Genomic DNA, 13,501 nt, shown 5'->3' with positions numbered 1-13,501 from the left:
TACACGCCGCTTTAACTTGTCAGCTCGGGTTCAGCCCGTAGCAGAACATAGCTCCGCATGTGGTCCAGACCATTAAATAGGAGTTTAATTAGACCAAGCGCGCCGAACGAAACCCAGGAGCTTATTGTGCTCAGGACCAGCATGGAATTCGCCGCGCGATGTTCATCCTCAGGTCCACAAGGATGGGCGTGAAAGGCAAACACAACAAACCTCCGTATGGCTCTCCTAACCCTTTCTGTATTTGGACATCTACCTACGTATAACTTGGGGCCAATGCGTATCGTGTTCATTTCGCCTCTAATCCGAGCGAGGCGACCGCAGGTGGCAAAATGCGCACGATCCCGGCCAAAAAAAGTGGGCACATATCCTTGTGGTGGCGATCGAGTATGGGCCCCGCCGGCAAGCCACACCTTACGCCAACCAACGACGGCCCGATCCCAAACATCGTCCATGTTAAAGCGATCAGCCCGCGGGATGAGCTGAAGGGCTACACCTAAATCTCGAAGCGTATTGCTGCCAGATTCGTGCTCGACCGCACGGTTTGTGAGGCGGCCTAACTGTCCTCGATCAGGAGTTGAACTGTCATGATGACAATGGAAAAGGCGCAGAAAATCATTGAAGCGGGGATCGTGAAAGCGAAGCAAATCGGCCAGCCGATGAATATCGCGGTCGTCGATGCCGGTGCCAACCTCACGGCATTCGTGCGCATGGATGGGGCGTGGCTTGGCAGCATCGACATCGCCATCAACAAGGCCTTCACCGCGAAGGCCTTCGATATCTCGACGCTGGAGCTTGGCCGCAACAGCCAGCCGAAAGACCAGTTCTTCGGCATCAACGTGTCGAACCACGGCCGGGTGATGATCTTCGGCGGTGGCATCCCGATCAAGCTCAATGGCCAGATCGTGGGCGCCGTCGGCGTCAGCGGCGGCAGCGGTGAGCAGGACCATGCGGTGGCCGAGGCGGTCGTCGCCGCGGCGTCGTAACGTCATGGGCTCGAGAAGCCTCTCCGTAAAGCAATAGCAGACCGACGTAGGCGGAGTTTTCCAATGATGACGCTCCCAGTATCGCAATCTGTTCGTCGATATCAGGTGGCGAATCGGACGAATTCGATCTGGCGATCCAGATGGGTTCGGCTGCTCCTAAGCACGTCGCTCTTGCTTTATCCGGCACTGGCCGCAGCACAGGTGCCAACTGTGCCAGCCTCCGCGGCGCCTTCCGAGGACGGTCAATGGACCATGCCGGCAAAGGACTATGCTGCCACACGATATTCCGCACTCGACGAAATCAACGGCGCGAATGTGAGCAATCTCCAGGTCGCCTTTGCGTTCTCGACCGGCGTCGACCACGGGCAGGAAGCGGCGCCGATCGTCGCCAACAACACAATGTTCATTGTGACGCCATATCCGAACAACGTCTTTGCGCTCGATCTCACCAAGCCCGGCGCGCCGATCAAATGGTCGTATCAGCCGCATCCGGCCGCGGCGTCGCAGGGCGTGGCGTGCTGCGACGTCGTCAATCGTGGCGCAGCCTATTCGGATGGCAAACTGTTCTTCAACACACTCGACGACAACACCATCGCACTTGACGCAGAGACCGGCAAGGTACTCTGGAAGACCAAACTGGGCGACATCAACACCGGCGAAACCATCACCATGGCGCCGCTGGTGGTGAAGGGAAAAGTGCTGGTCGGCGACTCCGGCGGCGAGCTCGGCGTGCGGGGCTGGTTGGCGGCGCTCGATGTCAACACCGGCAAGATCCTATGGCGGGCCTATGCCACAGGGCCGGACAAGGATGTGCTGATCGGCCCCGGATTCCGCTCGTTCTATCCATCGGATAACGGCACGGATCTCGGCGTCAAGACCTGGCCGACCGACGCCTGGAAGACCGGGGGAGGAACGATGTGGGGATGGATCGCCTACGATCCCGACCTGAACCTGATCTATTACGGCACCGGCAATCCTGGCCCTTGGAATCAGGAGCAGCGTCCAGGCGACAACAAATGGACGACGACGCTGTTCGCACGCAATCCGGATACGGGCGCCGCCAAATGGGCGTTGCAGTATAACCCGCATGACGAGCACGACTACGACGGGATCAACGAGCAAATCCTGGTCGACATGACGGTGGATGGCAACCCGCGCAAGGTACTGCTGCATCCTGACCGCAACGGTCATCTCTACGTGGTGGATCGCGAGAGCGGCGAGATCGTCTCAGCCAAGCCATACGGCCACGTCAATTCCGTTCTCAGCATCGATCTCAAGACCGGGCGGCCCGTCATGAACCCGGACAAGCTCACCAAGGTCGGCACGGTCGTACACGATATCTGTCCGACGGCGTCCGGGCTCAAGGACTGGAATCCGTCGGCGTTTTCGCCGTCGACCGGCCTGATGTACATCCCTCATGAGAACCTGTGCATGGATTGGAAGAGCGCGCCCGTCAGCTACATCGCGGGCACGCCGTTCGTCGGCGCCGAGGTCGTCACCAAGCCCGGCCCCGGCGGCAATCGCGGCGAGTTCACCGCCTGGGATCCGGTAGAGGGCAAGGCGGTCTGGACCATCAAGGAGGACCTGCCGTTGTGGAGCGGCGCGATGGCCACCGCCGGCGGACTGGTTTTCTACGGGACCATGGATGGCTGGTTCAAAGCCGTCGACGCCAAGACGGGCGAACTGAAATGGCAGTTCAGGACCGGCTCCGGAATCATCGGCCAGCCTGTTGCCTATCGTGGTCCGGACGGGCGCGAATATGTCGCCATCCTGTCGGGGGTCGGCGGGTGGGCGGGCGCCATCGTGTCCGGTGACCTTGATCCGCAGGATCCCACCGGCGCGCTTGGCATGAACGGACTCATGGCGGATCTCAAGACGAAAACCGCACCCGGAGGGACGCTCTATGTCTTCGCCCTGCCAAAATCCTGAGCGACTCGCGGCCGCGAGGCGGCTGCTGCCTTTCGCTCTCGTCGCGGTGCTTGCCGTCGTTGCCGATAACGCTTCGGCGCAACAAGCCACTGCCCCGGACGCGCAACACGGACCCAGCGAGGTTTTCGTCTCTGGCCTTTTCCCCAACGGCGGCGCTCCGCCCCCGCAGGATCGGATCGGAAGGCGTTTCGAGGGAAACAAGCTCGCCATCGCGGCCGGGAAGCAGCTATTCGGCCAAATGAACTGCACGGGTTGCCATTTCAACGGCGGCGGCGGCATGGGTCCGGCGCTGATGTCCGGCCATTGGCGCTACGGCGGACGGATCGACCAGATCTATGCGTCCATCGCGCAAGGCCGTCCGAACGGCATGCCGTCCTGGCAGGACACCTTGGAACCTACGATGATGTGGGACCTGGCGGCATACGTGAAGTCGCTGTCGGCGCCCGCTTCCGCTTCGGCATCGCAAACCGCCGTGCCCGGCACGAGCGTCAAACCATGAAGTGGCGCCGGTGTTTCAGCGTTGTCGTATCCGCGGCGTCCATAATGATCGGCGCCGCCGCTGCGAACGGAGCTGCGCTTCGCGTCTGCGCCGATCCCAACAATCTTCCGTTCTCGGACCAGGCGGGCCGCGGTTTCGAGAACAAGATCGTGGAGCTGATTGCCAAGGATCTCGGCTCGACCGTGGACTACACCTGGTGGGCGCAACGGCGCGGCTATGTTCGTAACACGCTGAAGGCGGACATCTGTGACATCTGGTCTGGCGTCGTGAGCGGCGCCGAGATGATGACGAGCACCCGGTCGTACTACCGCTCGAGCTATGTCTTTGTCACGCGCGCCGATCGCGGGCTGCATATCGCCTCGTTCGACGATCCCCAGCTTCGCAAGCTCGCCATCGGTGTGCAGATGGTGGGCTCCGATGCGATGAACACGCCTCCGGCGCATGCCCTTGCTCGTCGCGGCGTCGTGCAGAACGTACGCGGTTACATGCTCTATGGCGATTACCGTCAGCCGCACCCGGCGTCGGCCATCATCGACGCGGTGGAAAACGGTGATGTCGACGTGGCCGTCGTTTGGGGCCCAACGGCCGGTTACTTTGCCGCACAGGCTTCCGCGCCGCTGACGATCGAGCCGGTCCAGCCCTGGCGCGACGGCACGGAGTTGCCGATGGCGTTCTACATTTCGATGGCGGTTCGCCGTGGCGACAATGCGCTGCTGCAGCGCCTCAATGACTCACTCGAAAGAAACCACACTGCCATCTCGGCGATTCTCGCCGAGTACCACGTGCCGGTTCTGCCGGATGCCTTTGCACAGCGCTGAGACGGCTTAATTCTTCTGATCAATGCAAGAGAGGTCTATCATGAGCAAAAATCGTGGCGTCGTCTACACCAAGCCGGGAGAAGTCCAGGTCCAGGACATCGCCGATCCCAAGTTCGAGAACCCGCGAGGCGGCAAGATCGAGCATGGCGTGATCCTGAAGGTGGTTTCGACCAATATCTGCGGATCCGATCAGCACATGGTCCGCGGCCGCACGACTGCCCCGGCAGGCATGGTGCTCGGGCACGAGATCACGGGCGAGGTGATAGAGAAGGGCTCGGACGTCGAGATGCTCGCATTGGGCGATCTCGTCTCGGTGCCGTTCAACGTCGCCTGCGGACGGTGCCGCTGCTGCCGGGAGACCAACACCGGCGTGTGCCTGACCGTCAATCCCGGTCGCGCCGGGGGCGCCTATGGCTATGTGGACATGGGCGACTGGATCGGCGGACAGGCCCGCTATGTCATGGTCCCCTATGCCGATTTCAACCTGCTCAAGTTCCCGGACAAGAATCAGGCGATGGCCAAGATCATGGACCTGACCATGCTGACGGACATCCTGCCCACCGGCTTCCACGGCGCGTTGACTGCGGGCGTCAAGCCGGGCTCCACGGTCTACGTCGCAGGCGCCGGTCCCGTAGGCCTCGCGGCGGCCGCCTCCGCCCAGCTCCTGGGTGCGGCTGTGATCATGATCGGCGACATGAACGAGGCTCGGCTAAGCCACGCCAAAAAGGTCGGCTTCGTCCCGATAGATCTCACCAAACACGATCGGCTTGGCGAGCAGGTGGCCGCGATCGTCGGCGAGCCCACGGTGGATTCGGTCGTCGATGCAGTGGGTTTCGAAGCCAAGGGCCATGGCGGTGGCGATCAGCCGGCGATCGTGCTGAACCAGGCGATGGAGATCATCCGGCCGGCTGGCGCCATCGGCATACCCGGGTTGTACGTCACGGAAGATCCCGGCGCGCACGACAAGGCCGCCAGGACCGGCAACCTCAGTCTTCGCCTGGGCCTTGGCTGGTCGAAGTCGAACTCCTTCCATACCGGCCAGACACCGGTGCTGCGCTACAATCGCCAGCTCATGACGGCGCTGCTGAGCGACCGCCTGCCGATCGCAAAGATCGTCAATGCCAAAGCGATCAGCCTGGAGGACGCGCCGAAGGGCTACGCCCAATTCGACCAGGGCATCGCCGCCAAATTCGTGCTCGACCCACACGGCTTGTTGCCGAAGACAGCCTGACTGTCTCGATCAGGAGTTCGACTGTCATGATGACAATGGAAAAGGCTCGAAGGATCATGGAATTGGTGGTTGAGGTAACCCCGGTGAGCTCTTGCATGAGGCGCACCGTGATTGCCGGCCTGCTGTTCGCCGGATCCGCCACGGCCGCCCTCGCCGCCGATCCCGCCGCCGGCGAGAAGGTATTCAAGATGCAGTGTGGCATCTGCCACGCCGTGGTGGCGGGGGAGAACCGCGTCGGCCCGACACTGTTCGGCGTGGTCGGCCGTCCGGCCGGCAGCGTTCCAGGCTTCAACTACACCCCCGACCACAAGAAGCTCGGCATCACCTGGGACGCCGCTTCCCTCGATAAATACCTCACCAATCCTCGCGCGATGGTGCCGGATACATCGATGGTCTACGGAGGCCTGAAGGACGACGCCGAGCGCGCCGACCTGGTCGCGTATCTCGAAACGTTGCACTGAGCGGCGGCGCGGCAGCGGCGTATCCGGCGCCGCCGAAGTATCGGACGATGCGAGGACAGCTGTCACGTCTCGGGGTTTTGGTTCCGTTCATGAGGGCCGCGCCTGTCAAAATCCTCCAGCGCTGAAATTGAAGGGCTGGACCACGTCATAGGCGGCCTTTGTGATCGGCACTGCGTAGTCCACGGTAAGCGCACCGAACGGCGAGGCCCAAGTCAGGCCGACACCGACCGAGGAACGGATGATATTCTTGTTGGCGACCTGCAGCGCGGTGCCGCCAATCGAATTCGGACCACTGTAACCGAAGACGCTGCCGGCATCGACGAAGGCCGATGCCTTAAGCCCATATTCGTTGGGAACGCCGGGGATCGCGCTTTGCAGCTCCGCAGTCGTCGCCCAGTACATGCTGCCGCCAACATTATCCAGGTCCGTGCCGGGCGTGAGATCGCGCGGGCCGAAGCCATTGGCTGCAAATCCGCGCACCATGGTCGGACCACCAAAGAAGCTGTTCATCAGCGGCGCCTGCTGCCCACCCCAGCCGGTGATGTAGCCACCCTGCGCCCGAACCATGCCGACGAGGTCGCTGTTGATGGACTGGTAATAGCGTACGTCCTCGGTTGTCCGCCGGAATTTGACGTCGCCACCGAGCCCGGCAAGATCCTGGCTGAGCTGCGACTTGATTCCGCTGGTTGGACTCTTGGCGTCGTCGAGCGTGCTGTAAGTCGCCGTGCTGCCGACCGCCGAAACCCAGGCCGGGCCAGCGGCCGCAGCCTGCTGGATCGCCAGCGATGGCGGCAGGCCTGTCGTGGTGGTGCCAAGCGTGATATTCTGATTGTAGATCGAGTATCGCCACTGCACGCCGAGCTGTTCCGTGATCGGCGTACCGAACTGCAGCGATCCGCCATAGGTGGTGCTGTTGTAGGATTGGTAGCTGGTCACATCGCTCTGCCGGTCGAACAGTTCGATGCCGGCGGAAACCCTGGTGCCAAGAAAATAGGGTTCCGACACAGTCAGATCGACGCCATTTGCATACTGCCCGTAGGTCATCGAGGCCTGGACATTTGTTCCGGTGCCATCGAAATTGTGATCGCCCGCCTTCACCTGGACAAGGGCACCATCCGCGCTCGAGTAACCGCCGGCGATATTGAAATCGCCAGTCGCCCCGTCGACGGCTTCGACGTCGAGCACGATGCGATCCGGTGCCGAGCCCGGCCGGTTCGAAATCTTGATCGTTTTGAAGTAGTTCAGGTTCTTCAGCCGCCGCTCGGCGCGATCAATCAGCGTGTTGTTGTACGGATCGCCTTCTGCAATGTCGAACTCGCGCCGAATCACGTAGTCGCGGGTGCGCGCGTTGCCATGGATCTCGATGCGCTCGACATAGGTTCGCGGACCCTGGTCGATGACGAAGGCGACGCGGATACGCTTCGCTGCCGCATCCCGGGTGATGCGCGGCATCGCCTGGGCAAAGGGATAGCCGAGCTTTGCCATTTCGACTGCGAGAACCTCGCTACTCTTGTCCAGCGCGTTACCGTCGAACACCGCGTCATTGCGCGCCAGCGGCAACCTTCGCAATCGTTCCGGGTCAAGTCCCGGAATGTTGCTGACAACGTCAATGTCCCCGAACTGATAGAGCTGCCCCTCATCGATGGTAAAGGTGACCGTAAATCCCTTCACGGCGGGATCGTACTCGGCCCTGGCTGGTGCCACACTGGCATCGGCATAACCCTTGCTGCGATAGTAGAGCCGCAACAGCTCCTGGTCCTGCGCAACGCGATCAGCGTCGTACACGTCGCCGCCGGTCAGGAAGCTCAGCATGTTGGTGGCTGAGGTCTTGATCACGGCCTTGAGCTGCCGGTTGCCGAACGCGTGGTTGCCCGTAAAATTGATCTGCCGCACCGGGGTCTTGACGCCTTCGGTGATCCGATAGACGAGATCGACGCAGTCGTTGCCACGATCGATGATCTCTGGGACCACGCGGACATCGTCACGGCCGACATGTCGGTAGGCCTCGATGATCCGACCGGCGTCGGTCTGCACTGCCGCGCGTTGCAAAGAGCCCCGCGGCCTGGATTCGATAGCGGCGGCGAGATCCGCGTCCTTCACCTTTCTGTTGCCCTCGAAGGCAACCCGATCGAGGACCGGCGCCTCGTTCACATGCACGACCAGCCGCCCACCGGCGCGGTCAATCGAAACCTTTTCAAACAGACCGGTTGCTAGAAGCGCCTTCAGCGCCGCGTCACGTGTCGCATCGTCGAACGATCCCTCGCGTGCGGGGGAAAAATAGGAGCGGATAGTATCTGCTTCGATACGGCGATTGCCTTCGACGATGATTGAATCCTGCAGGGAAGCCGCGGTCTCGGCCGAGACCGCGACCGATGTTATGACAATCGTCCCGACCGCGACGGCAAGCCACCAAGCGCCTACGAGTGGCCGGTGCGATCGCCAATGCTGCGTGATGCGCTTGATTTTCACGTCCCGCTACTCCCACGGACAGGCGGTGATCGAATTGCGCCGGCGGGGCTAAACAATGTCTTACATGAGGTGAGTTGCCGGCGGCGTTGGTGTCGATCGCCACAATCTCAACGCTTCATTGTAATCTGCGCGTTCTCAGAATTGTCGCAATGACCGCCGCATGCTTGGGGAAAGGGGCCGTGGCATTCGTGCGGTGACCGTCGCATGCGCCACGCTCGCCAGGAGCATCACATGCGTTACCTAGCTTTGATTGCCGGCTTGCTCATGCTGATCGAGCCGACGCACGCGGAGAAGACGCCGGACATCGATCCGCGTGCTTCGCTCGCCGTGGTCCAGCAATGGATCTACAACTATCGCGCCAAGCCCGACTATGCTCACGTTGCGGCGGCGGTGCGCGTGCTGTTTCATTCGCAGACATTCAAGGAGCCGGAGAACGCTGGCATCTATCTAGGTTTTATTGCCGGCGCGATCGGCTCGAATCCATCAACTGCCGAGCAGCTGATCGCCAGCTTTTTCCCGGTGCCGCCGGAAGACGAATGGGTGATCGTCCGCGCTGTGGCCTACTCGGCACTTCCGGACTGGCGCAACATACTGCGCCGGCTTGAGCCGCGAATGCCGGAGCGCAAGGTCATGATCGACAGCTACCTCGCCGGCAAACTGCCGATCCTGACCGTCATCCCGCTGGAAGAGGCAAAGCCCGGCGTGCTTGACAAGCTGCGCAGCGCATTCACGCGAAATCCCTTCTCGCGGCCAGAAATGAAACTGAACACCACACTAACGTTTGCCGACAATTTGGATCTGTTGGACACTTTGTGGGGATATTATTTCGCGACGGGCTCGCACGTCCCCATCCAACGCATCATGCAGATGCTGCCATGGAGCAAGAGCCGCGACACCGTAGACAAGCTGACAGTCGGCAGCATGGCCCGCTATACGCTGGCGAGCTATGCGATCCGCGACGCGAGCTTGCGTGAGTATTTGCGCAGCGAACTCTCCAAACAAGAGGCGCCGATCAAGGAGCCGCTCCGCGAAGTGGTCGACGCCGCCGACACCGTGCAGATCGCTGCCCTTCGCAAGGACGCGCTTGCTGCCGTGGACGAACTCAAGACCAAGGGTTCAGACAGCCGTCGCAACCTGGACCTCTGGGGCCAGGTTGGCGTCGGCGCGGTTGCATTGGGCTGCGTTTCAGCGGCGGCGCTCGGACAAGTCGCGGTCGGCATCCCCTGCGTGATCGGCGGCTCGGCCTCCCAGGGCCTGTTGCAGCTCTGGGAAAAGCAACAGTGACCAACGCGACGTGACCAACCTGCCACCGACAGGCCGTCGATGAGGACCCTTGTAGGTATCGAGGGCGGCGGACACAGAGCCAATTTGCGGCTTGACCACCCAGCCATTGTGAGATGGCTGGATGGCCGAGCGCGGGCGCGGACTTTATGGATCCATCCCAAGCGACTGACCGCCGAACTTGGACGGATCGTTGTAGCTTGGGGTGTCGTCGTAATGGGGCCTCAGAACGACGAAGCGCGAAGGCACGCCATGGCCGTAATGCAGGATGAGATGGCGCGCTTCAGGGTGATGTACCGTTGCAGCCTCAGCAGAAGCACCCAACGCGACCGCAAGGCCCAAGGCCAAGAGGAAAGAACGCATCAGATTTACTCCAGTTGCATCACTCGCAGGCATGGCGACGACCATCGTAGCCGAGGAAGGTCCCGGACGCAGGGTCGTACGAATGATAGTGCTGGGCGCAGGACGAACCTGTTGCCGCATAGGAGCTGTTAGCTCCATAGACGGGAGCCGCGCCGCCAGGCAACTCGAGACCCATTTTGCCTGCAGGCGTCAGTTCGCCTCCGTTCAGCACGTCCCGATTCGGGTATTCCGCCTGAAACAAGTCCGGGTGCGAAATCGCCCAGTTCGGCAGCTGTGCGTTCGCGGAAGTAACGGCGGTCATCGACACGAGTGCTGCCGCGATTAGGATCTTGAATGTAGTCATAGTCATTCTCCTTATTGGTTGTGTGCGGAGAACCACGCCAGTGATCACTGTTACTCCGTTGAGAACGCTTCCTGGGGATATTTTCTAGACAACGGCGATATAGTCATTGCATCCGAGGAAGATCATTGGCCGAACATCACGCTTGCGCGAACGCTGCGGATGAATGCTGCCCCTGGCTCGCCAATCATGCTCGATCGGCGCTCGGCACTTGCGGCGGCCGTCGGGATAGCCTTGATAGTTGGCAAGGCATTGTGGACGCGATGGCCGAGGGTCGGCGCAAAATTCGGTTTAGGTTCTGTCCGTGACGCTCTAGCGGCTACACCGTGCCCTGAGCGGACCGAAGAAGTGATCGTCAGCATCTCCGACGGGCACACTCCTCTAGGTGATCGCCGAAGGCTGACATCTCATAGATCGCCGCCTGCACGAGATCCTCTTTGCTCGGATCGCGCCCAATGAGCGAGAATCCAAGATCGCCGACCCCACTTTCGTTTCGGCGGCAGTGCTTGCGCACGGATCGCACCCTCGCTGACGAGAGAATGCAGCAGTATCCCATAGCCAACAACAATCGCGTCACTTCCGCATGCCCCCTCGACCGAGGCCATTCGTCTTTTGGGGATGAAATCGAATTTAATGGAGCAACACCGCCAGCATCCCCATCTACACTTCATCACAGCGCCGGCGTTTTCACTCCGAAGCGCCGGCCTGTGAAACGACACCTGGCGAAGAGTTCGCCTGTGCAAAGGAGAGTATGTGAGAGGACGAGTGATGATGATTTTGGCGAGCGTGGCCCTCGCCGGCAGCCTGCTTGCTACCGATGCCCAAGCCCGCGGCGGTAGCGGCGGCTTTGGCGGGGGCCACGTCGGCGGCGCTACCGCGGGTCCCATGGCAGGCGTCGGGCACGACCACTTTGACGGCGAACTTCATCGATTCGCGGGCAACGGCTACTACAGCAACGGTCTGGTCTGCCCGTACTATCCGTACGATCTCAACGACCAATCGTACCACTGCCCCTTCTGAACGGGAGCCCGATCCGGAAGCCGCCAACGCGTGGCTTCCGCTCCCCCGGACCCACCTGGAGCATAGGGCGAAAGCGTGTCTAACGCCAAATCAGTTGGGCCGACGCAAGACTTGGCTTTTCAATCGGGGGAGATCAGAGAAGACGGCGAAGTGATCATTACGAAAGTTGCTTGTTCCGTCTGCGTTAGCGCCGCAACCGTCAAGGAACGGCTCCTTTATGAAATTCGTGATCCGGCCTCCTATTATCAGACGGACGTGGTCCGATTTCTCCGAGGTTCGCGTTGAAGAACTTGCTCCAGACCGTATCCGCGTCGATGGCCGCAGAAGGCCAGCCCAAAAACCGGGCTCCTCGATACCTCGATTGGACTCTGGACAGTTATGTCGGCAAAGGGGAGATTTCGTACGCCGAAGCGATCTCTCACGAGTTGGAGCCTTTGGTATCTGGGTGAAGCTCGTGGAACCGGGTTAGGTTTGGACACATTGATAGGATGACGCAGCCTACATGGTCTGTAGAGGAAGCCTCATTTCGTAAAAACATCCTGTACCCGTTCCAAATGCTGCTTCAAGGCGGCTCGTGCTTCGGCGGCCTTGCCGCTCCGAATTGCTGCCGCGATCCTACGGTGATACGCGGCAGCGTCGTCTGCTTCACGACCCCCGGCAACGTTCTTGACATCTGGTTCGCCATCTAAATCAGTCTGTCAGGCGACGACGACATAAGCGGACTCTTTGCCGGCCACCGCGCCCGTGACGCGTTCCGGACGCGTGAACAATTCAAATCCGTCCGAGCGGGCGACCGCGGCGAGCGTGATGCCGGCAGCCTCCGCCATCCGCAGCGCAAGCGCGGTCGGGGCCGACACCGCGACCATCAGCGGCGCGCCGATCGCCGCGGTCTTCTGCACCATTTCGACCGACACGCGGCTGGTCAGCACCACCATGCCCTCGTTGGTCACGACCTTGTCGCGCGCCAGCGCGCCGGCGAGCTTGTCGAGCGCATTGTGACGTCCGACATCCTCGCGCAGCGCCACGATGCCGCGCCCAGGCGTCCAGAATGCCGCGGCATGCACCGCGCGGGTCTGGTGATTGATTTCCTGCAGCGGGGCGACGGCCGCCACCGCGGTCATGATCTCGCGCGGCGAGAACGACCGGCCCGCGGGCACGATCGCGGCCGGCCGGATAGCTTCGGTGATGGAGTCGATGCCGCAGAGACCGCAGCCGGTCGGGCCGGCGATATTGCGCCGGCGCTGGGCGATCAGCGTGGCCTTCTCCGGTGTGAGCCACATCCTGAGCTCGATGCCGTCATCGAGCTCAACGATGTCGAGCGTCTCGATCTCGTCGGCCGATTGCACGATGCCCTCACTCAGGCTGAAGCCTGTGGCAAAATCGGCGAGGTCCTCGGGCGTACCCATCATGACGGCATAGGTGCCGCCATTGTAGGTCAGCGCCAGCGCGGTCTCCTCCGGGATCAGGCGCGCACCCTCGCTGAACGCGCCGTTGCGCCAGACCTTCCGGTTTGCCTTGTGGACGGGATCGCGCATCGCTACTCCGCGGCCTCCACCACCGGCGCGATGCGCCGGGAGTGGCGGGCCTGCTCGTCATAGGCCTTCTGCCAGTCGGATGGACCGTTCGACGGTGAGATCTGCACCGCGGTGACCTTGTACTCCGGACAATTGGTTGCCCAGTCGGAGAACTCGGTCGTGATGACGTTGGCCTGCGTGTCCGGGTGGTGGAAGGTGGTGTAGACCACACCCGGTGCAACGCGGTCGGTGAGCAGGGCGCGCAGCGTGGTTTCGCCGGCGCGGCTCTTCAGCCGCACCCAGTCGCCATCGCGCACGCCGCGCTGCTCGGCATCGTGCGGATGGATCTCCAGCCGGTCCTCGGCGTGCCAGACCACGTTCTCGGTGCGGCGGGTCTGCGCGCCGACATTGTACTGGCTGAGGATCCGGCCGGTGGTGAGCAGCAACGGGAAGCGCGGACCGGTGCGCTCGTCGGTCGCGATATATTCGGTGATGATGAACTTACCCTTGCCGCGGACGAAGCCGCCGATATGCATGATCGGCGTGCCTTCCGGCGCCTTCTCGTTGCAGGGCCACTGCACTGAACCGAGTTC

Annotated in this window: 14 protein-coding genes and 1 pseudogene; 9 read left to right on the top strand and 6 right to left on the bottom strand. The window is 61.8% G+C overall.

Annotated features, from left to right (window positions below; translation table 11 throughout):
* Window positions 1–593: 593 nt before the first annotated feature.
* The 6 genes from UP10_RS32230 to UP10_RS32205 all read left to right on the top strand — a co-directional run bounded on the left by UP10_RS32230 (window position 594) and on the right by UP10_RS32205 (window position 5,921).
* Window positions 594–983 carry a GlcG/HbpS family heme-binding protein gene (locus tag UP10_RS32230; protein ID WP_502692298.1) on the top strand — a complete coding sequence of 130 codons (390 nt, stop codon included), beginning with the start codon at window positions 594–596 and terminating at the stop codon, window positions 981–983.
* Window positions 984–1,193: 210 nt separating this feature from the next.
* Complete coding sequence (locus UP10_RS32225; RefSeq protein WP_502692297.1) at window positions 1,194–2,912, top strand: methanol/ethanol family PQQ-dependent dehydrogenase; 1,719 nt, start codon at window positions 1,194–1,196, stop codon at window positions 2,910–2,912.
* Window positions 2,887–3,411, top strand: a complete 525-nt coding sequence (locus tag UP10_RS32220; protein WP_050043883.1) for a c-type cytochrome — start codon at window positions 2,887–2,889, stop codon at window positions 3,409–3,411. Before UP10_RS32225 ends, UP10_RS32220 begins: the two co-directional genes overlap by 26 nt.
* A gap of 44 nt (window positions 3,412–3,455) precedes the next feature.
* A complete protein-coding gene (locus UP10_RS32215; RefSeq protein WP_245322013.1) occupies window positions 3,456–4,229 on the top strand; it encodes a substrate-binding domain-containing protein in 774 nt (257 codons plus the stop codon).
* Between the two features lie 40 nt (window positions 4,230–4,269).
* Window positions 4,270–5,460 (top strand): formaldehyde dehydrogenase, glutathione-independent, encoded by a 1,191-nt coding sequence (gene fdhA, locus UP10_RS32210; RefSeq protein WP_044591228.1) that lies wholly within the window; start codon window positions 4,270–4,272, stop codon window positions 5,458–5,460.
* 95 nt (window positions 5,461–5,555) lie between these two features.
* On the top strand, window positions 5,556–5,921 hold the full coding sequence (locus tag UP10_RS32205; RefSeq protein WP_044591227.1) for a c-type cytochrome: 366 nt from the start codon (window positions 5,556–5,558) through the stop codon (window positions 5,919–5,921).
* A 105-nt stretch (window positions 5,922–6,026) separates the two neighbouring features.
* Here the strand turns inward: UP10_RS32205 and bamA are convergent, their stop codons facing one another.
* Window positions 6,027–8,390 (bottom strand): outer membrane protein assembly factor BamA, encoded by a 2,364-nt coding sequence (bamA, locus tag UP10_RS32200; protein WP_349643991.1) that lies wholly within the window; start codon window positions 8,388–8,390, stop codon window positions 6,027–6,029.
* A gap of 264 nt (window positions 8,391–8,654) precedes the next feature.
* Here bamA and UP10_RS32195 point away from each other — a divergent pair, with 264 nt between their 5' ends.
* Window positions 8,655–9,674, top strand: coding sequence for a hypothetical protein (locus tag UP10_RS32195; RefSeq protein ID WP_245322030.1), 1,020 nt, complete (start codon window positions 8,655–8,657; stop codon window positions 9,672–9,674).
* 144 nt (window positions 9,675–9,818) lie between these two features.
* On the opposite strand, the gene UP10_RS44700 is transcribed toward UP10_RS32195, so the two are convergent.
* Window positions 9,819–10,034 carry a hypothetical protein gene (locus tag UP10_RS44700; protein ID WP_156180426.1) on the bottom strand — a complete coding sequence of 72 codons (216 nt, stop codon included), beginning with the start codon at window positions 10,032–10,034 and terminating at the stop codon, window positions 9,819–9,821.
* Between the two features lie 19 nt (window positions 10,035–10,053).
* Window positions 10,054–10,377 (bottom strand): BA14K family protein, encoded by a 324-nt coding sequence (locus UP10_RS32190; protein ID WP_044591366.1) that lies wholly within the window; start codon window positions 10,375–10,377, stop codon window positions 10,054–10,056.
* A gap of 762 nt (window positions 10,378–11,139) precedes the next feature.
* On the opposite strand from UP10_RS32190, the gene UP10_RS32185 reads away from it, so the two are divergent.
* Together UP10_RS32185 and UP10_RS46040 are read left to right on the top strand one after the other, a co-directional pair.
* On the top strand, window positions 11,140–11,394 hold the full coding sequence (locus UP10_RS32185) for a hypothetical protein (RefSeq protein ID WP_156180424.1): 255 nt from the start codon (window positions 11,140–11,142) through the stop codon (window positions 11,392–11,394).
* A gap of 75 nt (window positions 11,395–11,469) precedes the next feature.
* The gene (locus tag UP10_RS46040; RefSeq protein WP_245322012.1) at window positions 11,470–11,679 is read left to right on the top strand and encodes an acyclic terpene utilization AtuA family protein; all 210 of its coding nucleotides are present in this window, start codon (window positions 11,470–11,472) and stop codon (window positions 11,677–11,679) included.
* Window positions 11,680–11,915: 236 nt separating this feature from the next.
* On the opposite strand, the pseudogene UP10_RS46760 reads toward UP10_RS46040, so the two are convergent.
* The 3 genes and pseudogenes from UP10_RS46760 to UP10_RS32175 form a co-directional block, all read right to left on the bottom strand.
* Window positions 11,916–12,038: pseudogene (locus UP10_RS46760) on the bottom strand (hypothetical protein); the annotation flags it as partial.
* 54 nt (window positions 12,039–12,092) lie between these two features.
* Window positions 12,093–12,929 carry a formate dehydrogenase accessory sulfurtransferase FdhD gene (fdhD, locus tag UP10_RS32180; RefSeq protein ID WP_044591224.1) on the bottom strand — a complete coding sequence of 279 codons (837 nt, stop codon included), beginning with the start codon at window positions 12,927–12,929 and terminating at the stop codon, window positions 12,093–12,095.
* 2 nt (window positions 12,930–12,931) lie between these two features.
* The coding region (locus UP10_RS32175) for a molybdopterin oxidoreductase family protein (RefSeq protein ID WP_044591223.1) at window positions 12,932–13,501 on the bottom strand (570 nt) is incomplete at its 5' end.

Origin of the sequence: Bradyrhizobium sp. LTSPM299, from assembly GCF_000938235.1 — a bacterium.
Lineage (GTDB): Bacteria > Pseudomonadota > Alphaproteobacteria > Rhizobiales > Xanthobacteraceae > Bradyrhizobium.
Note: the sequence above shows the minus strand (reverse complement) of the source record. Positions and strands in the feature narration are given on the sequence as shown.

What these genes read in the sequence shown, in the direction of transcription:
- UP10_RS32195 (WP_245322030.1), top strand. Translation starts at nt 8,655, where the DNA reads ATGCTGATCGAGCCGACGCACGCGGAGAAGACGCCGGACATCGATCCG.
- fdhA (WP_044591228.1), top strand. Translation starts at nt 4,270, where the DNA reads ATGAGCAAAAATCGTGGCGTCGTCTACACCAAGCCGGGAGAAGTCCAG.
- UP10_RS44700 (WP_156180426.1), bottom strand. Translation starts at nt 10,034, where the DNA reads ATGCGTTCTTTCCTCTTGGCCTTGGGCCTTGCGGTCGCGTTGGGTGCT.
- UP10_RS32205 (WP_044591227.1), top strand. Translation starts at nt 5,556, where the DNA reads ATGAGGCGCACCGTGATTGCCGGCCTGCTGTTCGCCGGATCCGCCACG.
- UP10_RS32190 (WP_044591366.1), bottom strand. Translation starts at nt 10,377, where the DNA reads ATGACTACATTCAAGATCCTAATCGCGGCAGCACTCGTGTCGATGACC.
- fdhD (WP_044591224.1), bottom strand. Translation starts at nt 12,929, where the DNA reads ATGCGCGATCCCGTCCACAAGGCAAACCGGAAGGTCTGGCGCAACGGC.
- UP10_RS32230 (WP_502692298.1), top strand. Translation starts at nt 594, where the DNA reads ATGGAAAAGGCGCAGAAAATCATTGAAGCGGGGATCGTGAAAGCGAAG.
- UP10_RS32220 (WP_050043883.1), top strand. Translation starts at nt 2,887, where the DNA reads ATGTCTTCGCCCTGCCAAAATCCTGAGCGACTCGCGGCCGCGAGGCGG.
- UP10_RS32215 (WP_245322013.1), top strand. Translation starts at nt 3,456, where the DNA reads ATGATCGGCGCCGCCGCTGCGAACGGAGCTGCGCTTCGCGTCTGCGCC.